Origin of the sequence: Alkalihalobacillus sp. TS-13 (genome assembly GCF_019720915.1) — a bacterium.
In the GTDB taxonomy this organism is placed as follows: Bacteria; Bacillota; Bacilli; order Bacillales; family Fictibacillaceae; genus Pseudalkalibacillus.
Genome location: NZ_JAHKSI010000001.1, coordinates 962,128 through 982,620, shown reverse-complemented (window position 1 = coordinate 982,620; position 20,493 = coordinate 962,128). Strand labels below are relative to the sequence as shown.

17 protein-coding genes and 1 pseudogene are annotated in these 20,493 nt (G+C 38.9%); all 18 read right to left on the bottom strand.

The features are described 5' to 3' along the window. Positions 1-9: 9 nt before the first annotated feature. Positions 10-1,710, bottom strand: coding sequence for an IlvD/Edd family dehydratase (locus KOL94_RS04785; RefSeq protein WP_221564581.1), 1,701 nt, complete (start codon positions 1,708-1,710; stop codon positions 10-12). Positions 1,711-1,749: 39 nt separating this feature from the next. Continuing rightward, positions 1,750-2,511 carry an SDR family NAD(P)-dependent oxidoreductase gene (locus KOL94_RS04780; RefSeq protein WP_221564580.1) on the bottom strand — a complete coding sequence of 254 codons (762 nt, stop codon included), beginning with the start codon at positions 2,509-2,511 and terminating at the stop codon, positions 1,750-1,752. After that, complete coding sequence (locus KOL94_RS04775) at positions 2,508-3,638, bottom strand: Gfo/Idh/MocA family protein (protein WP_221564579.1); 1,131 nt, start codon at positions 3,636-3,638, stop codon at positions 2,508-2,510. Before KOL94_RS04775 ends, KOL94_RS04780 begins: the two co-directional genes overlap by 4 nt. Positions 3,639-3,662: 24 nt before the next feature. Continuing rightward, positions 3,663-4,478, bottom strand: coding sequence for a carbohydrate ABC transporter permease (locus KOL94_RS04770; RefSeq protein ID WP_221564578.1), 816 nt, complete (start codon positions 4,476-4,478; stop codon positions 3,663-3,665). Next, positions 4,475-5,356, bottom strand: a complete 882-nt coding sequence (locus KOL94_RS04765) for a carbohydrate ABC transporter permease (protein WP_221564576.1) — start codon at positions 5,354-5,356, stop codon at positions 4,475-4,477. The genes KOL94_RS04770 and KOL94_RS04765 overlap by 4 nt, the downstream gene beginning before the upstream one ends. Positions 5,357-5,422: 66 nt before the next feature. Next, entirely contained in the window at positions 5,423-6,640 is a 1,218-nt protein-coding gene (locus tag KOL94_RS04760) for an ABC transporter substrate-binding protein (RefSeq protein ID WP_221564574.1), read from the bottom strand. A 21-nt stretch (positions 6,641-6,661) separates the two neighbouring features. Beyond that, entirely contained in the window at positions 6,662-7,429 is a 768-nt protein-coding gene (locus tag KOL94_RS04755) for an IclR family transcriptional regulator (protein WP_221564572.1), read from the bottom strand. Between the two features lie 13 nt (positions 7,430-7,442). After that, positions 7,443-8,087, bottom strand: a complete 645-nt coding sequence (locus tag KOL94_RS04750) for an RraA family protein (RefSeq protein ID WP_221564570.1) — start codon at positions 8,085-8,087, stop codon at positions 7,443-7,445. Between the two features lie 193 nt (positions 8,088-8,280). Continuing rightward, positions 8,281-8,517, bottom strand: a pseudogene (locus tag KOL94_RS04745) (JAB domain-containing protein). 347 nt (positions 8,518-8,864) lie between these two features. Continuing rightward, the gene (locus KOL94_RS04740; RefSeq protein ID WP_221564568.1) at positions 8,865-11,297 is read right to left on the bottom strand and encodes a golvesin C-terminal-like domain-containing protein; all 2,433 of its coding nucleotides are present in this window, start codon (positions 11,295-11,297) and stop codon (positions 8,865-8,867) included. Between the two features lie 63 nt (positions 11,298-11,360). Further along, positions 11,361-12,863 (bottom strand): gamma-glutamyltransferase, encoded by a 1,503-nt coding sequence (ggt, locus tag KOL94_RS04735; RefSeq protein WP_221564566.1) that lies wholly within the window; start codon positions 12,861-12,863, stop codon positions 11,361-11,363. Then, positions 12,860-13,534, bottom strand: coding sequence for an N-formylglutamate amidohydrolase (locus tag KOL94_RS04730; RefSeq protein WP_221564564.1), 675 nt, complete (start codon positions 13,532-13,534; stop codon positions 12,860-12,862). Before KOL94_RS04730 ends, ggt begins: the two co-directional genes overlap by 4 nt. A 3-nt stretch (positions 13,535-13,537) precedes the next feature. After that, positions 13,538-14,551 carry an ABC transporter ATP-binding protein gene (locus tag KOL94_RS04725; RefSeq protein ID WP_221564562.1) on the bottom strand — a complete coding sequence of 338 codons (1,014 nt, stop codon included), beginning with the start codon at positions 14,549-14,551 and terminating at the stop codon, positions 13,538-13,540. Continuing rightward, positions 14,520-15,515: an ABC transporter ATP-binding protein gene (locus KOL94_RS04720; RefSeq protein ID WP_311775102.1), complete on the bottom strand. Its 996-nt coding sequence runs from the start codon at positions 15,513-15,515 to the stop codon at positions 14,520-14,522. Before KOL94_RS04720 ends, KOL94_RS04725 begins: the two co-directional genes overlap by 32 nt. Positions 15,516-15,531: 16 nt before the next feature. Then, positions 15,532-16,449 carry an ABC transporter permease gene (locus KOL94_RS04715; RefSeq protein WP_221564560.1) on the bottom strand — a complete coding sequence of 306 codons (918 nt, stop codon included), beginning with the start codon at positions 16,447-16,449 and terminating at the stop codon, positions 15,532-15,534. A 15-nt stretch (positions 16,450-16,464) separates the two neighbouring features. Continuing rightward, positions 16,465-17,376: an ABC transporter permease gene (locus KOL94_RS04710; RefSeq protein WP_221564558.1), complete on the bottom strand. Its 912-nt coding sequence runs from the start codon at positions 17,374-17,376 to the stop codon at positions 16,465-16,467. A 239-nt stretch (positions 17,377-17,615) separates the two neighbouring features. Then, positions 17,616-19,172, bottom strand: coding sequence for an ABC transporter substrate-binding protein (locus tag KOL94_RS04705; RefSeq protein ID WP_221564556.1), 1,557 nt, complete (start codon positions 19,170-19,172; stop codon positions 17,616-17,618). A 21-nt stretch (positions 19,173-19,193) separates the two neighbouring features. After that, positions 19,194-20,402: a M20 metallopeptidase family protein gene (locus KOL94_RS04700; protein ID WP_260412199.1), complete on the bottom strand. Its 1,209-nt coding sequence runs from the start codon at positions 20,400-20,402 to the stop codon at positions 19,194-19,196. Positions 20,403-20,493 lie beyond the last annotated feature (91 nt).

Sequence of the window (20,493 nt, the reverse complement as noted above, 5' to 3'; positions counted from 1 at the left end):
AGCACCTTCCTAATCCGTTGAATCTCTTAGTTCTGGTGGAAGTAAGAAATCAAAATCGCATCCTTTATCTGCCTGGAGGACAGTTTTCTGAAATAGTAGTCCGTAGCCCCGGTCATAATGTGGTTTTGGTTCACTCCATTGGGCTAATCTATCCTCTATTTCCTTTTCCTCAACTAATAGTTCCAGCTTTTTATGCTTCAAACTGAACCGGATTTCATCACCGTCCTTGACTATTGCCAACGGACCTCCTACTGCTGCCTCGGGTGATAAGTGAACAATAAGGGTACCGTATGAAGTTCCGCTGATTCTTCCATCAGAAATTCGAACCATATCCCTGACTCCTTGCTGCAATAACTTTTTAGGGATTGGTATTTGTCCCACTTCAGGCATTCCGGGACCTCCTTTAGGTCCTACATTCTTTAAAATTAAAATACTTTCTGAATCAACTTCCAAATCTGGATCATCAATCCGGTGTTTCATATCATCTACTGAGTTAAATACAACTGCTTTTCCGACATGTTCCTTTAAATGCTCTGAAACTGCCGATTGCTTTATAAGAGCCCCATTTGGTGCAAGATTTCCCTGGAGGACAGCGATGCCTCCTTCTCTATTTAGAGGACGAACCATTTGAAAAATAACTCGTCGATCCAACACTTCCACGTTCCGTAAATTCTCTCTTACAGATTTTCCGGTCACAGTCAGGCAATTACTGTTTAACAAAGATTCCATTTCCTTCATCAAGGCGGAGACTCCTCCAGCCTCAAAATATTCTTCCATCAAATACGCTCCAGAAGGCTTCAGATTTAGTAAGAATGGGGTGGATGAACTAATTTCATCAAAGGTTCGCATCGACAATTTCATTCCTAATCGCCCGGCAATCGCCACCAAATGGATTAAAGCATTGGTAGATCCTCCACTTGCCATCGTAACTTTAATAGCATTATGAATCGCTTCTTCCGTCATGATGTCACGGGGAAGAATTTGTTTTTTTACCACCTCCATTATCTGCATCCCTGTTTTTTCTGCCATATGCTTTCGTCTTACATCAGGTGCTGGAATAGCCGCACACCCAGGAAGACTCATTCCTATCGCTTCAGCAATCGAAGCCATCGTGCTTGCAGTTCCCATTACCATACAATGCCCTTCACTACGGCACATGGAATTTTCAATTTCTGAAATTTCCTCATTCGATATATTCCCTGCTTTATGTTCAAGATTAAAACGATAGCAATCGGTGCAAGCCCCGATGTCTTCCCCTTTATATTTTCCATTAAGCATAGGGCCTCCTGACAAAATAATAGCAGGAATATTGACACTAGCGGCAGCCATTAATTGAGCTGGAATCGTTTTGTCACATCCTCCTAGCAAGACCACACCATCAATTGGATGGGCTTTCATCATTTCTTCAGTATCCATTGCCATTAAATTTCGAAGAAGCATACTTGTTGGCTTTATATAAGGTTCACCGAGGGAAATAGTAGGAAACACCATCGGCAAACCTCCTGCCTGCCAAACTCCCCTTTTCACATATTCTACAAGTTCATTAAAATGAGAATGACATTTATTCAACTCACTGAATGTATTACAAATCCCGATCAATGGCTTCTTCAAATCCTGATCTGTATATCCCATTGATTTCGTAAATGATCGATGGATGAATCCCCAAAAATCAGGATCATTAAAATACTTTTCACTTTTAAGTTTTGGCATATCATCACTATCCTTTGGATACGGTTAATAGCAAGTGACTTATAACTCACTGGCGTTTGCTAGGTGACCCCCATCGACTACAAGGGTAGACCCGGTTACATAGGAAGCCTCGTCAGAAGCTAAGAACAAAGCACAATTCGCTACTTCTTCTGCAGTCCCCAATCGCTGCATCGGAGTTCTTTCTGTCAAACTTAATGAGTCATCCGCTTGTTTCAGCTTTTGGTCCAATGGGGTTTCAATAAAACCTGGTGCCAACGCATTTACTCTAATCCCTTTTCCCGCTAACTCAACAGCAATCGATTCCGTCAAAAGAATGATACCGCCCTTTGAAGTGTTATAATGCGCTAATGCTGAACTGCCGGCGATCCCATTTTTAGAAGCCATATTAACAATGGAGCCTTTCACAACATGTTCTATCATTTTTTTTGTGATCTTCTGGGTTAAATAGAAGATAGCACTCAAATTGATAGCCAAGATTTCATCCCATCGATCAGCTTCAATATCCAGAAATGGCTCTCTTACGGCAATGCCAGCATTGTTCACTAAAACATCTACACCATCCCAACAAGACCAGGCGTGTTCTACCAATACGTCTAGTTGTCCACGGTCACGTAAGTCCGTCACGATACCTTTACAGGGATGTCCTGTTTTCTTGAATTCATCACAAGTCTTTTCCAACTCACCTTTATTTTTATCCACTATTAGAACCAAGGCACCTTCCGTTAAGAACTTAGCGACAATAGCTTTCCCAATCCCGCTTGCTCCTCCTGTCACTAATGCACGCTTGCCTTTAAGTCTCATTTCAATTCCTCGATTTGTTTACGTAATTCAGGAACTTTTTTGAAGTTGCCGCCGTCTTCAATCGATTTCTCAGAGATGATGCCAGGGATAGTCATTGCAAGAGATTTATGGATATCAATCGGAACAGGTATACCATCTACAATGGATTTAATGAAACTTTTTATCATAAAATAATCGGCCCCCCAGTGAAATGAACTTTTGGCTTTTTCAGGCAAGTGAACCATTTCCTCAGGTAGATACTTTTCATAAAATTCCGTTAAATTCATCCATTCTTCGGTGTCTTTACAGTAATCTTCCAGCCATACTTTATGAAAATCCCCTTTATGCTTTGGTCCTTCGTAACAGCCTTTTGTCCCTTGCAATGAATAATAAGCCATATTGTGTGGTCGTTTCGAAACCATATCCAAACGGAGTTTAAGTAGTTTCCCAGATTTCAGTTTACATTCAAGCAATGTGGTATCATCTGTTTGATATTCCTTATAAGTATGAATGCCGGTCCCCACACAATTCATTTGATCGATCGGTTCATCAAACCAATCCAGAATTGGTCCGAGACAATGGGTGCCGTATGTCATTCCTCTTTTTCCAACTTGATGTTCTTTCCTCCATGTCGGTTGTCCCTCGTGATAGTGAAGTTCCCGGACACTATGGATGTACTCGCCTTCGGCAAAATATATCTCGCCAAAAAGCCCTGCTTTTACCATGTTTTTAATAGCGATATTATCCCTGATGAAACAATAATTTTCAGCCATCATATATTGTGCTTCACTTTCTTCTACAGCGATTAATAACTCTTGGCATTCTTGTAAGGTTTGTGCGGCTGTTACTTCGGAAAGAACATGAATATTCTTTTTCAAGGCCTGGATGGCCTGAGAAGCATGAAATTGCATCGGTGAAGAAATAAAAACGACATCGATGTCTTTTGTTAATAATTCTTCATACGTATCAACTGCATACTCAACATCATATTGGCTCATGAATTGTTCTAATGCATCTGGATTAGGATCCATGACTGCAGTAACAGTTACCTCAGGAAATTTAATAAATTCCCTATAAATTTGTGTTCCGCGACTAGTACCTGTTCCAGAGATGCCAAGGCCAGCAATCCCTATTTTTAAGGACTTCATAATTGACCTCCTTCGTTTCGGAAATTATTTAATTGCTCCGGATGATAACCCTCCTGCAATATACTTTTGCGTGGCCATGAAGATGATAATGATTGGTAATGATGACAGAACTGATAGTGCCATCATACTTCCCCAGTTTGTACCGAATTGACCGACGAACTGTCTCATTCCTAATGTAATGGTCCACATTTCATTCTGTTTCAAGAATGTGAGTGCATATAGAAATTCGCCCCACGATAATATGAAACTGAATGCTGCACACGTTAACAGACCCGGCCTCACTAACGGTAGAATGATAGAATAGAAAGCTCTCCATTTGCTACATCCATCGATTGAAGCAGCATCCTCTAATTCTAAAGGTATATTTAAATAGGACGTTCTTAAAATCAAAATGACAAACGGTAAAGTCAGAGTCATGTCGGCAAGAATGACTCCGAACAAAGAATTGATTAAGCCCAGCTTAGAAAAAATCGTATAGAGCGGAAGAGCGAGCATGTTACTCGGGAACATTTGGACGACTAAAATAAAGATGATCATCCATAAGGCTCCAGTAATCTTCCTTCTCGCCAACGCATATGCAGCGGGTGCTCCTAATAACAAATTCCCAATGGTAACCCCAATGCTTATGATCAAACTGTTTTTCATATAAGTAAGGAACGGATAATTTTGTGTCAGTATCGTTTGATAGGATTCTAAGGTGATTTGAGTCGGGATGATATTAACATCGCTGAATATCTCTGAAGTGGGTTTCAAAGAAGTAACAACCATCCAGTAAATCGGAAACAAATAGACAATGACGATGAGTAAACCTAATAAAGAAAGGATCCATTTTTTCCTCAATCTATTACACTCTCCTTTTGCACTTTTCGTACATAAACAATCGCAAATAATGCGATAAGGAAAAGAGCGATATTGGAAAGGGCCGCTCCTTCGCCGAAGCGGAATAAATTGAATGATAAATCATAGGCCAGGTACGACACTACTTTGGTCGCATCAGCAGGTCCGCCGGCTGTCATGATATATATCACATCAAATACCTTAAAAGTGTATATCAAACCTAAAATCAACAATATTGAAATGGTTGGCTTCATTAAAGGTAATGTGATATATCTAAACTTTTGCCATCTACTCGCACCGTCAATCGTAGCAGGTTCATAAACATAAGTAGGAATCCCCTGCAAACCAGATAGCAATATAATCATACTGAAAGGGATACTCAACCAGATGTTGGTCATGGTTACTGCGAATAGTGCGGTATCTATGTCGGACAACCAATTAATCGGCGAATCGATGATCCCCAAGTTAACTAATATATGGTTGAAGACTCCATATTTTCCATCAAGCATCCATTTGAAAATCGTACCAGTGATAATGATAGGAGTCATCCAGCCTAACAGCATAATCGATCGCATCCATTTGTTTCCAGGGAATGTCTTGTTAAAGTAACTGGCAAGTAAAAAACCAATTGTTGTAGATACTACTAAGGTAAAAAACGTAAAAATGACCGTCTGCGACAACGACTTATAAAATAATGGATCGGTCAGAATCGTTTTATAGTTTTCAATTCCAATAAATGGACTAGAGCCATTAATAAGGTTACCAATATTAATATCTCGAAAGCTTAAAAACACATTAAAGGCAAAAGGGTATAGTAAAAAAATCATTAAAAATAAGATTGCTGGTAAAACAAAACTATAATTCTCAAATATTCGTTTCACTTGAAATCTACCCCCTTATGTATGACGAAGCATCTGGCTGAGGTCCTAAATGCTTCGTCATATGTTTTATTTATTGAGGTTATCCACTTTTTCCTGTGCTTCCTCCATCGCATCTTCTACAGTAGATTCACCTGTAAGGGCTTTTTGCATTGCGGTATAGACAATCTGATTATAGTCACCTTGATTTTCACCCCAGCCATAACCAGATGATGACTTGATTACTTTAACGAAAACTTTTTTCACCGGGTCCTCTTGGAAATATGGCTCATTGAATGCATCTTCTAAAGCCGGAAAGTCACCCGTAGCTTTGGCGTATTCAAAGTGATTTTCCGGTTCTAAAAACCAGCTGATGAAATCCCATGCCGCTTCTTTATTGGCTCCAACACCCATGGAAATACTCTCTCCACCTACAAGTGATACATGTTTCTCATCTTTTGGGATTTCTGCGACTCCCCAGTTCAGGTCTGGCGCATTTTTTTCTAACTCTGGAATAAACCATGGCCCAGTAAGCGTCATGGCTGTATTCCCATTCTGAAAGTCGACCTGTGCGTCCATAATTGTTTTATTGACAGCTTCAGAAGACATTGACCCATCATCTAGCATGTCTTTCCATAGTTGCATTGCAGCCACTCCGCCATCACTACCAATAGTCGCTATATCTTCCCCAGCTGACAATAAGAATGGATACCAAGAAGCTGTACCCTGCTGAGAATTATGAGCTGAGGCTAAGAACCCATTCTGTTTTCCATTACTTGCTTCAGCAGCTACTTGCTTCAAATCCTCCCAGGTTGTCGGGGGTTCCGAAATCATGTCTTTGTTATAAAATAACACAATAGCATTTGTTTTGATGGGAAGCCCATAGACACTTCCATCCATTTTATGAATCGCCATGATATCTTTCGTAATTTGATCCTTGAATTCCCACTCTTCTACCATTTTTGTCATATCTTCAAGTACCCCAGACTTGGCAAAAAGCTGAACTTCATTGATCCCACTGATGACCAGATCTGGAGATGCTTGATTCGTTCCTGAAATCATAAGCTGGTTTTTAAACTCTCCATAAGGTACGAAAGTAGCTTTTACTTCTACCTTGTCCTGAGCTTCGTTATACTTCGTGATATTCTCTTCAAGTACGTCTTTCAAGTTCCCTTCAAAATAATGCCAGAGCTCAATGGATTGTGTTCCGCTATTATCGTCATTACCCGAAGAACCATTACTGCTACAGCCCGATACGACACCAATCATCAAAACAGACAGTAATAAAATGAAAACCTTCTGTTTCATTGTTTTCCCCTACCTTAATAATTATTTTAGCTGGTAACTCCCACCGAACGCCTTTGATATCTTTTTTCCGGTATTAATTACTTGAAGAGCAACATCATCAACAAACTTGTCAGATAAATGTACAGTCAATGCTGTTAAACTTATGCCTGCAATTACACTGCCGTCATTTCCGAATATAGGGACGCCTATACATCTGACTCCTGGTTCACCTTCTTCATCCTCCAACGCATACCCGATTTTTCTAACCGAATCAAATTCTTCGAGTAACCGTTTAGGTTCAGTAATTGTGGTTGGGGTATATGTCTTCAATTCATTAGAGAGAAGCTCATCCAAACTTTTCTGATCATAGAAAGCTGCTATCGCTTTGCCTATCCCACAGATATGAAATTCAATACGTTTACCAGGATAAGTAGAAAATTGTACAAATGTGTTCGGTTCCACTTTATCCACATAGACGACCTCATTCTTATCCATTACACCTAAATGGATGGTATAGCCTGTATCTCTCATTAACTGTTGTAGATAAGGTCTACTTACTTTCACTAAATCCAGATTATCTAAATACGACATTCCTAGATGAAAGAGTTTCACACCGAGTATATACTTTCCGTTTGAATTCTTTTTTACAAATTCATGTTCTACAAGAACACTAAGAATAGAAAACACTGAGGTTTTAGGAAGATTTAGTTTCGTATAAAATTCTGTAGCTGTCAGTCCTTCAGGTGATTTTTCGAGTAGATCCAGTATCGCTATCGTTTTTTCTAGTGCGGGCACCTTGTAGGTTGACATTTCTATTCTCCTTTTATAAAACCCCATATTTGTCATATACGTCTTTCAACAGTTTTCCTTCAAGCAACTCGTTTCTTGTCTGGTTTTCACTGTTCACTTTATCTAAAGCTCTTTCCACTGTTTCTTGAAATACTGCTTTAGGAATTACTACGACACCATCTCTATCTCCGAAAATGACATCATTCGGATGAACCAACACGCCTCCTACCTCAACCGGACAATCATAATCGATCACAACTCCTCTGCCTTTTGAATCGACCGGTTTAAAACCAGTACAATAGACAGGAAATCCGAGTTCAAGAATCTTTTTCGTGTCTCTGATAAGGCCGTCGATAACCGCTCCTCTCGCTCCTCTCATTTTAGAAGCGGTAGAGAGTAATTCGCCCCACAGCCCATTGCGCACGGAATGATTTGTCCCGGCTACCACGACTTCATCTTCTTTAATGCTATCGATTGCGTTAATTTCCTGCTCATAAGGGTTTTGATATTCATGATAAACATCCGCAGCCAAAACTGTTTTTGCTTTCCCCACTAATACTGTGTCATTTTCCAGCGGCCGAATGTCTTCTCTCATCGCCTGGTTCCTGAAATCTAAATCATCAAGTGTATCACAGATCACCGCAGCATAAAGCTTTTCTTTCATTAACTGAAAAACCATTTTTTCATCTTCCCACACTTTGAAATCACCCCTTCTTCAGTTCTGTATGTCGAACTGAAATTTTGTATACTGAATTAATTTAGTACACTATACAAGACACTTTAATAGAAGTCAATATTTTTTGAATTATTTTAATATTCTGCTTTAGGAAAAATGAAATTAAAAAAGGAAGGAGACGAGCTCCTTCCAAAAATCATACATAACCTTTTTCTTTTAAGCTGGTAAACCCAGCCTTTGCATTGACAATCAGATGGTTCAGAACCTCAATTCCCATCATTTGTCCAGTCTCGACAAACCGTTTTGTCACCTCGATATCTTCTCAGGATGGATTTGTATCTTGAGAGGGATGCTGGTGACAAAGGATGATAGCTGCACTGTTATTCAGGATTGCACTTTTGAATACTTCCCTGGGATTGAACAATGTTGGCATTGATTAATCCTACATGACAACGATGAACGCCAACAACTCTGTTTTTCGTAGTCAGACACGTGACAAAGAATACTTCAAGGAAGGTAAATTATAGAGAAAGTAAGTGGCGGTAGAATATCCCTAATGGGATTCACCGCCCCCCGATCTTTAATAGAGTTTTGTGTATTATCTATATTTAATAATTTACTAACCTAAATCCATTAAAATTTGTATTTTAATAGTTTCCCTTAGTTAGAAACCAAACGTGAGGAACAAATAGAAGAAATCGAACGGGAAATCATAGCCTCAAAACAAGCTTCGTAGAACCCACAACATAAAAGACAGGATTCTATAAGAATTAAGAAAAATTAGGGAACTTTTACAAAACGGACTGCATCAGCTATTACATAATTACCATTACTGGCTGTGCTGCTAAGCTCCAAACTTCCGTGCATACCCGAATCAAATGGGTAAACGCCTGTTCCTAACTGGACCCATTCCCCTCCAGAAACAGTTTGGTCCACATTAATAGTGACGGATCCTCCTGAATAATTAATCGTAAATGGTGCGTCAGGTGCTCGATTAGTTGTGCCATCTGGAAGCCAATAATAAATTTCATAGTTACCCGGATTCGTAATGTACGGAGTCCAGACTACTTTCTTCTCTGTCCCATTTGTGGAACGGTACAAATAGTTGTGTCCATAATAATCCGGTTCTGTTGTTGAAGTCAGCCACTCTGATGATAGTGTTGCATCTTTGTTATCCAATATAATGTCATTTAAATCACCGAAGTCGACAATAATCTTTGCGCCATCCAATGTATCTCTCATTGAGAACTCATCGTCTACTGAACCTGAAGTACCGGTTAGTGCAATCTCATATATACCGTCTCCTTCGATGAAGGACGGATCTAGTGGGATATCGATAACCTCATTTTCATTAAGCTGTCCACCTTTATAGGTTCCATATACCATACCATCAGTTGAAGGTTTTGTATTCCAGGTGACGGTTGTTTCATCCCATGGATCTATCGTTTTTGATACTTGTAAGTTCGTGTCTCCAGCCATTCCATTTGTACTCTCAGTGAGACGAAGCTTTACAGATTGAATTCGCTTTCCGGTAATTCCTTCCAAGTTGAATTTCAAATAAGATATTCGATCATCCTGTCGAACACTCAGAAAATCATCATAGTTCCTATCAGGGTTGTTTGAATTGACATAAGCATCCTCAATAGCCGGAAAGATACTTGTCTCATTTACATAGTATTCCTTTGCTTGTTGAGCTATCTTTTTCTGCCAATTAATCATATCTTGCTTTAATTCTGTCAACGATCTCGTACCGTCACGAAGATCAGCTATGAATTGATCATATTGATCAAAAGCCCAGTTATCGATATCAAAGGTATACTGCATGATCCCGGACTCGCCGTAATATTCACCTGTCAACGCGTGTGTATCAATAGAATGATCTACATTTCGTCCACAGCTGTAACCACAAGAGTTATCGTCTGTATAATCATAGACCTGATGTCTTTTATCATTAATCGCTGAGTACATTGTAGTTAATTCTGATGGTACCTCACCAGAGTATGGAAAAAGAGGTACGAACAAACCGACAGAAGGCTCACCAAGTGATACCCACATTGTGGTTAGTTTCCCTTCATAAGGGTCCCCGGGCTTTGAACCTACAATAACTGTACCGAAAGTTGACACGAACCGGTTTAAATGCCACCCGTTTGGTTTTTCACCTCCGGGAAGAATGCCAATATTTTTTGATAACGTTTCAATATCGTATTTATCCCCTAATGCGTAAGAACCAACATCCTTGTGTATAAAATAACGATAGTCTTTTATATGCGGGTCATCCATTCGAATCCCGGCTCTAGGATAACGCTTAATAGCACTAGAAGAATATTCCCAATCATGAATACCATCTGAAGTCGAACCGCTGTTGACAATCTCTCCATTGGAATCTACTTCCGTAGTCTGGTCATCTACGAAATAAGGGAAACCATTCGGCTTTATCCAATCAACCTTTGAAAAGTTATTTCGCCAATCATAACCGCTATAAGCCCCATCCGAAGGATTTCCTTGATCCTTTTCATCGGTGTGTAAAGTACTAAAATGTCCATTCTTATCTTTAACATATTCTTTTGTCACATTATCTCGGGTAAAACTATTTCCATCAATCTCAAATGTAGCAGCATTTCCCCATCGATCAAAAACACTTATAATCGTGGAAGTGTTCCTCGCATAACTACTATTAAATCCACCACCGTCATTGGTATCCCTTAAAATTTGTTCTACTTCATCAATATGCTCTGCTCGAGAAAGGATGACGTGATTCAAGAAACCACCACTCATTCCATTTTCGAGATCCTGGGATACGGGGTATCCATTGTCTTCCGCGAAACTTGAGGTTAACGTGTGACCGGCAACCTGAACTAATCCCAAGCCTTTATCATTGGTTCCAACCCAAGGGATTTGCTTACCAGTATGCACGTCCAATCCGGATGATCCTTTGGCGGTGACACCCATGTAATTATGAAGGGAGGTATAACGATCCCCGTCTCCGAAAGAATCGCCGTCTGCTTGATAATAGTAAGGAAACACCTTCCAACCATCTGCTGTTGACCAATGATCTCGATTTTTCCATGCCACTGGACGACCATCGACTGTTGATTCCCCGGTAGCAATTGCCGAACTGGACGCCCATGCTACAGACTGGGATAATCCTGATAGCGAAAAAGAAATGCATATAAGGGTAATTCCTAGTAAACGGAATATCATTTTACTCTTCATTACACGTTTCCTCCTTCGTTATGAATACTTTCCTATACATGATTAAAAAGGATTCCAAATATTTCATGAATTACTTTGATGTATATTATTAACTTCTACTTTACCGCCACGTCTTGGATCTGCCGCACCGGATAAATTCCCTTGAAAATCCCTTAAGATGGCATGGACTCCTGCATAATACATATGATTTTGATAGACTTTGACTTGGTATCCTTTATTTTTCAATTCTTCTTCTTTTGCGGGAGTAATAGGTTCTTCTAAATAAATGGTATTGTTATCAACAAAAAAGCGAGGAGCTGAAACAGCATCTTGTATATTTTGGTTGTTTTCGATTATTCGGATTATGATTTTTGTGAGCATTGTAGGGATTCTCCCGCCACCAGATGCGCCAATCGCTAATACTGGATTATCGTCTTTAGTTAAAATCGTAGGGGAAATTGTACTGATCGGCCTCTTACCAGGAAACGGTCCATTAGGGGAATTAGGCTCATCGCTAAAATTTCGAAGCTGATTATTAAGAAAGAAACCATCAATGTATAAGCCCGAACCAAAATATTCACTGATTGTATTAGTTGTTGAGACCATAGTTCCCTCTTTATCTACTAAACTGAAATGGGTGGTATTGTTATGGTCTTGGCATAAACTCATTTTTTTGTTTAGGTTTAAACTATTAATTTTATCCATTAATTGTTGGATGTATTTCTCACTTAACAGATCATCTTGGGAAATTTTAATAAATGCTGGATCACCTAAGTATTTTTTCCGTTCGATGTCACAATGGTTTATAATTTTACCCAAAACATCAATAAATTCTATATCATCATCATTATATTTGCTGATATATAAAGACTCTGCTACCTTTAACGTGTGAATAAGCATGATCCCTGATAGTGGGGGTGGAGAAGACCATACTTTGTAATCGGCAAAATTACCGTAAACTGCATCTCTTTTAATTACAGTATATTTTTGTAAATCTCCTAATTCGATACCACATGCCAAGTCACATATCTTCTGTGCAATTTCTCCTGTATAAAAAGCTTTAGAACCCTGTTCTTGAATTTTTTTTAACGTTTTTGATAGCTCAACTTGAACAACTCGTTTACCTATTGAAACTGGTTTTCTCATAAAGTAAAAATGGTCTAATTTATCAATTGGTAAATGTACGGCCTGGTTCAATTGTTGATATAACTGTGGAGATACCGGAAATCCCTGCTCAGCATAATCTACAGCAAAAGATAATAAGTATGACCAATCCAGCGTACCATATTCTTGGAATATTTTTTCCATTCCCTTCACAAAACCAGGAACACCAATTTTCTCTGGTGCCATCCACCCAGATAAAGGTGCCATTTCACGATAATCAAAAGAAATTGGCTTATTGGAATCATGAGGACAAATGAGCATGGTACCGCCTCCACCTATTCCCGAGGCATAAGGCTCTACAACAGCTAAAACAAAAGAAACAGCTATCGCAGCATCAACAGCATTCCCGCCTTTTTCAAGAACAGCCATTCCAGAGTCTACGGCAAGCGGATGTGCCGCACTTACCCCATATTGGCTATTCATACCACTATCTCCACTGACAGATAGTCTACAATATCAACTAGTGAATGAATAATAGAACGAATGTTTTCCATATCAGCAAGTGGGTTTCGGTATTTCCCGTTTATTTCAATTTGAATACACGGAATACCAGTATAGGTATAAACATATGACGTAATTGTCCCCGTGTGTGTTGCAGGGAAAGTGTCATTTTCTCTAACATCCTTAATGTTATTCCTATTAAAAATCTCTCTGATGTTTTCTACATAAGCATGTTTAATAGACTTACCATGGAGCGTCCCTAAATCGATGTCAAATTCACGTTTTAATGAAGCACCGTGAATATCAATTACTGCGGCTATATTGTGCCTTTTAATTAGTTGTACTAATTCCTTTTTGTACAATCCATCTTTTACATAGTTAGGATCTTCTTCTGACAATCTTGTGGAATAGAGGGAATAGCAATTCGTTAAACTCTGTACGATCAAACCTATTGATCCGGTATAATCATCGGCTTCTTTTAGTTTATGATTTCTTAAATGAACAACCGAATGCGGCATTGAAAGAAGAATTGGAACACTGCCCTTTTTAATATCAAAAGGAACCTTTGAGGAGATGTTTCCTTTCTTATTATTTAAAAGAAATGGACCTTCATACAGATGAATGAGCGTTTCTAAATGATTAGTTTGTTGCATTTATTATCTATTCTCCTTAATAATTGGATAATGGCAGGCCACAAAATGTCCATCATTCGTTTCTACTAAGTTTGGATCTTCTTTTTTACATTTTTCATCAGCATAAGGGCAACGAGTATGGAAACGACATCCACTTGGCAGGTTCACCGGGCTGGGACTTTCTCTATTTATTACAGTTTTCACTTTCTCGTTACGATATTTTGGATGGGATATCGGAACGGATGAAAGTAAAAGTTCTGTGTAGGGGTGCTTTGGGTGATTCATGATTTGTTCCTTACCAGCTATCTCTACGATCCTCCCAAGATACATCACAGCAATTTGATCGCTGATATAGTTTACTGCTTGTATTCCATGCGCAATAAAGATAAGTGTTAAATCAAATTGCTTTTGCAATTTGATCAATAGATTCAAAATTTGTGCTTGAATGGATACATCTAATGCAGAAACTGGTTCGTCACAAACAATAACTTTTGGATTCAACGCCAGAGCTCTTGCAATACCTATGCGTTGCCTTTGTCCCCCACTGAATTCATGGGGATATCGAGTAAGATAATCAGCGTCTAAACCTACTACTTCCATAAGTTCAATAACTCGCTCTTTTAATGCTGATCCGCGTGCGAGTTTATGAGTTACCAATGGTTCAGCTATAATGTCAAATATCCTCATTCTAGGGTTTAACGAAGAGTACGGGTCTTGGAAAATGATTTGCATTTCCCTACGTTTATTTCTGAGCTGTTTAGGTTTTAAGTCATTCAGATTAATACCGCTCGAAATTATCTCTCCCTGTGTCGGCTCTATTAATTTAACGATGAGATTTCCAAGAGTAGATTTACCACACCCCGATTCCCCTACAATTCCCAAGGTTTCTCCGGTACGAACCTTAAGGTCGATCCCATCTACAGCTTTTAAGTAAGCTTTTGTTGTGGAGTTTGGTACCTTATAGTATTTTTTCAAACCTTTTATTTCAAGAATATATTCATTATTGTCAACCAATTTTGATCCCACCTTCTTCCTCATCAGCTAACCAACAACGCACATGATGATTTGGTCGGAATTCTTGATTTGCTGGGACATTCGATGAGCATTTTTCGATCGCATAGGGACATCTCGTATGAAATGTACATCCCTTTGGCATATGGAGAGGGTTTGGTACCCTGCCTTCAATAGTTGCTAGCGTTTCTTGTCCATTTAGACGCGGAGTGCTTTTTAATAATGCTTTGGTATATGGATGTAACGGTGAATCAAAGATTGAAAAAACATCTGCTTCCTCTACTATTTGACCACAGTACATCACCATTACTCGATCGGCTATTTCAGCAACCACTCCTAAATCATGGGTGATGATTAAGAGTGCTGTATTTTCGAGTTCAGAAAGCTCGTTCAATATTTCTAAAATTTGAGCTTGAATCGTAACGTCTAACGCAGTTGTCGGTTCGTCCGCAATAATTAATTTAGGTTCACAAGATAATGCAATCGCGATCATGACTCTTTGCCTCATACCCCCGCTTAATGAATGGGGATAAGACGAATACACCTGTTCCGGCATGGGAATACCAACTTTTTTCAAGAGTTCGATTGCTCTCTGCTTAGCTTCTTTCTTTGATATTTTTTGATGAAGAAGAAGACTTTCACGAATCTGTTTACCTACAGGGAATAAGGGATTTAAAGAAGTTAGAGGCTCTTGGAATATCATTGCTATATCATTCCCACGAATTTTCTCCATTTCTTTTTCACGTAAGTCTAATAAACTTCTTTCATCGAAAATAATGCTCCCATCCACTATCTTCCCTGGTTCCTCAATGAGACCCATTATTGAAAGGGATGTGACGCTTTTTCCTGATCCAGATTCGCCCACAAGTGCAACTTTTTCCCCTTTTTTTATATTAAAAGTGACTCCATTTACAGATGGCACAACGCCATTCATGGTCATAAAATGTGTTTTCAACTCTTTGACTTGCAGAAGGTTTTCCATTTTATCCATGTTGTCCTCCTAGTAACTATTCTTGTATACGTGGATCGAGTATATCCCGTAAATAATCTCCTAAGAAAATAATACCGAGTACAGTGATTGTTATGGCGATACCTGGAAATGTGGCAATCCACCAGCTTGTTGAAAGATAGTCTCGTCCGTCACTTAATATTTTTCCCCAGGTGACAGCTTTGGGACCTAACCCTAAAAAGCTGAGAGATGCCTCAGTGATGATGGTCGTCGCTACGCTTGTTGTGGCAATGACGATAACCGAAGATGATACATTAGGCAGCAAGTGCCTACGCATTATCGTACCATTACGAACGCCGATTGATTTAGCAGCCTTAACATATTCTCGTTCTTTCAGACTTAGTACCTCACTTCGTACGACCCTTGCGTATCCAATCCAACTTGATACACCAATCACAATAATTAGTGTGGTTATGGTAGGAGACATAAAACCTAAAACGACTAATGCTAATAAAATCGAAGGAATTGCTATATTTGCGTCAACAAATCTCATTAGCAAGGTGTCTACTAAACCGCCATAATATCCAGATATCAGCCCAATGATGACACCGATCACCCCGGCCACACCAACTGAGCTTATTCCGACTAAGAGTGAAATCTGCGCTCCATAAATGATCCTGCTTAACAAATCACGACCTAAATTGTCTGTCCCAAGTATATGGTTGAAGCTTCCCCCGTCCATCCAAAAAGGCGGAGTGGAGATTGCTGAAAAATCAACCGTTTCCGGCTTGTAAGGGGTAAGAAGGGGAGCAAAAACAGCTGTAAAACAAACAATCGCGACTATACTAATTCCTAACATACCGGTTTTGCTTTTCAATAAGGGTCTGATCCACTTGATTATGGAATACTTTGTTGAGCTATTCTTTTTTGAGGGTTCTGTTAGTGGAGCTGTGCTGGTTTCTTTTTGTATTTCCATATTTTCATCCTTCCACTAATATCTGATTCTAGGGTCCACAAAGCGATAAATGAGGTCAGCAATCAGGTTTACAATAATTACAAAAACTGCGATTGTGATAACACATGCTTGTACTACTGCCATATCCCTAGCGTTTATCGCTTCAATTGTCAATTGACCTAACCCTGGCCACGAAAAAATGGTTTCAGTAATAAGCGCTCCTCCAACTAATGTAGAGATTTGTAATGCAATGACCGTGATAATGGGCAATAAGGAATTTCTTAAAGCATGTATATATATAATTGATGATCTCTTTACTCCTTTGCTTTTCGCAGTTCTGATATAATCCTGATTTAATACATCAAGCATATTGGACCGTAAAAGTCGCGTCATTTGAGCTGCCATAGCAGACCCTATTGTGATAGCAGGCAATACAAGATGGAAAACAGATCCCGTTCCAGAGACAGGAAATATCTTCAGATTTACTGAAAATAACAATATGAGCATCAAACCGACCCAAAAGTTTGGCATAGCCTTGCCTAATATAGATATTCCGCTGATTAATAAATCAATAGGAGAATTTCTTTTCACTGCAGATAAAACACCCAATGGAATTGCAATTGTAGTCGATAGAATAATAGAGGCAAGCATTAATTCGAACGTTGCTGGTATTCTTTCTAAGACTATAGGTAAAGCAGCTTGCCCATAGATGATTGATTTACCAAAATCGCCAGTAATCATATTTGTGAGGAAAATAAAATATTGAATGATAAATGGTTTGTCTAAACCTAGTGATTGACGTAAGGTCTCCCTATCCTCTTCCGTCGCATTTTCTGAAAGCATGATATCAACTGGATCACCAGATATATGCACTAGAAAAAATAAAATAAATGAAACGATTAATAATACAGGTATTACTTGAGCAGTACGGTTTAGGAAGTATTTCATTAATTATTCCCCCTTTAAATGCGTGTTCAAAAAGGAGGATCAAAAGAGCCGACATCTAAGTACAGAACGTCCTCTTACAACATTGAACTTACACAGATCCTGTGAGCCCAAGGCACGATTGTCTCGAGGACCGGAGAGATCGAGTAACGAAGAAACTCCAGCTATTTTGACCGGTCTTTTTGAACTTCCTCAAGTTAAACGATTAACGGGGTAACTTGTTACAGCCACCCCAATCGAATTCAATTTCTTGTAATGTCTGGGGTATAAAGCATACTATCTACTCTTGGTTTAAAGTCGATGCCTTCTCTTATCCCGTAGGCCTCATTTTGAAGATAAAGATAGATAAAAGGGCGTTCTTCGGCTACGATTTGTTGGATCTTTTGATATTGTTTCTCACGTTCCTCTGTATCCATATTTGTTAAAGCACTATTGAAAAGTTCTTTCACTTCCTGGTTTGAGTATCCTATTCTCTTTTCACCGTTTTCCGATGCAAACATATCTAAGGCAATCGAAGCATCAAATAGGGAATTACCATAAGCTCCAAAGTACATATCGCCAAATTCACCACTATTTCTCAATTCTATATATCTGCTATATTCTGAGAATTCGATGTTTAACGTAATACCTACTTCTGAGAGCATCGCTTTTATGGCTTGAGAAATTTCGTCACCTTTCAAATAATAACCAGTCGGGATTGACAAAGATAATTCTAATCCATCCCCATATCCTGCTTCAGCTAAAAGTTCTTTTGATCGTTCTACATCATATAGATAGGAATCATACAAGGAAGGATCCGCTCCAAAGTTACCAGGAGTCACCCTCGTACGTACCGGTACAGCTTCACCTTTGAGAATTTGTTCTACTAAAACTTCATTATTGATAGCCAATTCAATCGCTTCACGAACTTTGGGGTCAGAAGTCGGGTAATCTTCACGATGTTGAAGTGCTAGAATTGCAACTCTTTGTGATGGTGTAGAGACCGCTTTGGTCCCTTCATTTTCATTAATACGGGCAATATCATTAGGTGTTACTTCCGTGATAATATCTACCCCACCAGTCAATAATTCGTTGATCCGAGTTGAGGTTTCTGGAATAACGCGAAACACAAGCTTATCCCATTCTTCGTTTTTACCCTCATAATATTTATCATATGGTTCAAATACAATTTGATTATCACGACGCCAATCCACAAATTTAAATGGGCCAGAACCAACAGGTTTGTTTAAAAAATGGTCCCAACCATTTTCCTCAATATAATTTTTCGGAAGTATTCCTGAGCCGATTCGGGATAATAGATTGATTAATGTAGGCTGAGGATTATCTGTGATAATTTGGAAGGTAGTTTCATTAACAACTTTAACATCCTTAACTACTTCCATGTTTGAATGTTCAGCTAATGTTTCATCTTTAGCTACTCTTTCTATCGTGAATTCGACGTCATCAGCAGTTAGAGGATCGCCATTATGGAAGGTAATGCCCTCTTTTAATTTAAACTCCCACGTAACATCATCTATTAATTTGTAAGTGTCTACTAATTCCGTCTCTACCTTGGTATCTGTCTGCCGTTTAAATAAGTAATTGAACATATTGATGTGTACAGACTCTGTAAGAACTTGGTTATGATTATGAATATCAAAGGATTTGATATCATTTGGTATGCCGATTATTAATTCTCGATCTTCCTTCTTATCAGCAGCAGATTTTCCATTTTCTGATTGATTACCAACTGTAGTACACCCGCTTAATATAAGCATTAAAATCAATGTAAAGCTGAAAACGACTGTTTTTCTATTCATTCTAAGCCCTCCCTATAAGTGTTAATGATTTATTAATACAGTGTTTTGTCTAGTGATAGTAAACAACTGTAGATAGCTCAACGCACATTGCGCTAGTGTTGCTGCACCTAATGGTAGAGCATCCTCGTCGATGTTGAACTTCGGGTGGTGTAACGGATAGGATGTCTCTGCACTGTTACTTGTGCCAAGTCGATAAAACAAACCTGGTATTTTTTGGGTGTAATAAGCGAAATCTTCAGCTCCCATAGAAGGTTCAACAATTGACATCTTATTTTCTCCTAAGACCTCTTTCGAAACCTTATCTAAAAGTGGTATTAGATTCGGATCGTTAATCACTGGAGGGTAACCTTCTATAAGTTCAAGTTCAAAATTTGCACCGAACCCTTCACAAATTCCTTTAGTAATTTGTTCCATGTATTTTATTATTATTTCTCTGTCCTCCTTACTGAGCGATCTAATTGTTCCTTCTATTTTGACAATTGATGCTATGGCATTTTTCGCATGTCCTCCTTGTATTTTCCCTATGGTAAGCACTGCCGAGGATAATGGATTTACTTTTCGACTAATAATCTGTTGTAATGCTGAAATAATTTCTCCACTGACTGCTATAGGATCCACGGTAAGGTGTGGGCGTGCAGCATGTCCACTTTGTCCTATAACCTTAAGTTCAAAACGCTCTGAGTATGCCGTACAGGTATTAGGGCAAACGGAAACAAAACCAGTTGGCATAGAGGGATCGACATGTAATCCTATAATCGCCTTTACATCAGGATTGTGTAGAACTCGATCTCGTATCATTGACTTTGCTCCAGCTAATCCTTCTTCAGCAGGTTGAAAAATGATTTTTATATTCCCATGTTCAATCTCTTCATCCATCAAAATCTTTGTCGCTCCTAAGAGCATTGCCATATGGGCATCATGGCCACATAAATGTGCTTTTTCGTTAACAGTTGAACAATAAGTAGTGTTTGTTTCCTCTTGAATAGGAAGAGCGTCCATATCAGCTCTTAACATAACTGTTGGTCCCTTTTCTTTCCCTCGAATAATGGCCTCTATCCCAGTTTTGGCGACGGTACGAACCTCTTTGAGACCTAATTTTAATAATTCATCTCTTATAAGGTTGGACGTTTCTACCTCTTCAAATCCTAATTCAGGATATCTATGGAATTGACGCCTCCACTTGACAAGTGTATCCGTCCCCTGAAGTGATGAATGTTCACCGTGATCCATTAAATCCCTCCCCTTGCACATTTTATTTTGTTGTTTCTAACCCTATCGATTTTTAGAATACGAGAGCAATAGACAGAATTTTTTGCCAAAT

Coding starts and splice junctions, on each gene's coding strand:
- KOL94_RS04785 (WP_221564581.1), bottom strand. CDS start 1,710: ATGCCAAAACTTAAAAGTGAAAAGTATTTTAATGATCCTGATTTTTGG.
- KOL94_RS04780 (WP_221564580.1), bottom strand. CDS start 2,511: ATGAGACTTAAAGGCAAGCGTGCATTAGTGACAGGAGGAGCAAGCGGG.
- KOL94_RS04775 (WP_221564579.1), bottom strand. CDS start 3,638: ATGAAGTCCTTAAAAATAGGGATTGCTGGCCTTGGCATCTCTGGAACA.
- KOL94_RS04760 (WP_221564574.1), bottom strand. CDS start 6,640: ATGAAACAGAAGGTTTTCATTTTATTACTGTCTGTTTTGATGATTGGT.
- KOL94_RS04755 (WP_221564572.1), bottom strand. CDS start 7,429: ATGTCAACCTACAAGGTGCCCGCACTAGAAAAAACGATAGCGATACTG.
- KOL94_RS04750 (WP_221564570.1), bottom strand. CDS start 8,087: ATGGTTTTTCAGTTAATGAAAGAAAAGCTTTATGCTGCGGTGATCTGT.
- KOL94_RS04740 (WP_221564568.1), bottom strand. CDS start 11,297: ATGAAGAGTAAAATGATATTCCGTTTACTAGGAATTACCCTTATATGC.
- ggt (WP_221564566.1), bottom strand. CDS start 12,863: ATGAATAGCCAATATGGGGTAAGTGCGGCACATCCGCTTGCCGTAGAC.
- KOL94_RS04730 (WP_221564564.1), bottom strand. CDS start 13,534: ATGCAACAAACTAATCATTTAGAAACGCTCATTCATCTGTATGAAGGT.
- KOL94_RS04725 (WP_221564562.1), bottom strand. CDS start 14,551: ATGAGGAAGAAGGTGGGATCAAAATTGGTTGACAATAATGAATATATT.
- KOL94_RS04720 (WP_311775102.1), bottom strand. CDS start 15,515: ATGGATAAAATGGAAAACCTTCTGCAAGTCAAAGAGTTGAAAACACAT.
- KOL94_RS04715 (WP_221564560.1), bottom strand. CDS start 16,449: ATGGAAATACAAAAAGAAACCAGCACAGCTCCACTAACAGAACCCTCA.
- KOL94_RS04710 (WP_221564558.1), bottom strand. CDS start 17,376: ATGAAATACTTCCTAAACCGTACTGCTCAAGTAATACCTGTATTATTA.
- KOL94_RS04705 (WP_221564556.1), bottom strand. CDS start 19,172: ATGAATAGAAAAACAGTCGTTTTCAGCTTTACATTGATTTTAATGCTT.
- KOL94_RS04700 (WP_260412199.1), bottom strand. CDS start 20,402: ATGGATCACGGTGAACATTCATCACTTCAGGGGACGGATACACTTGTC.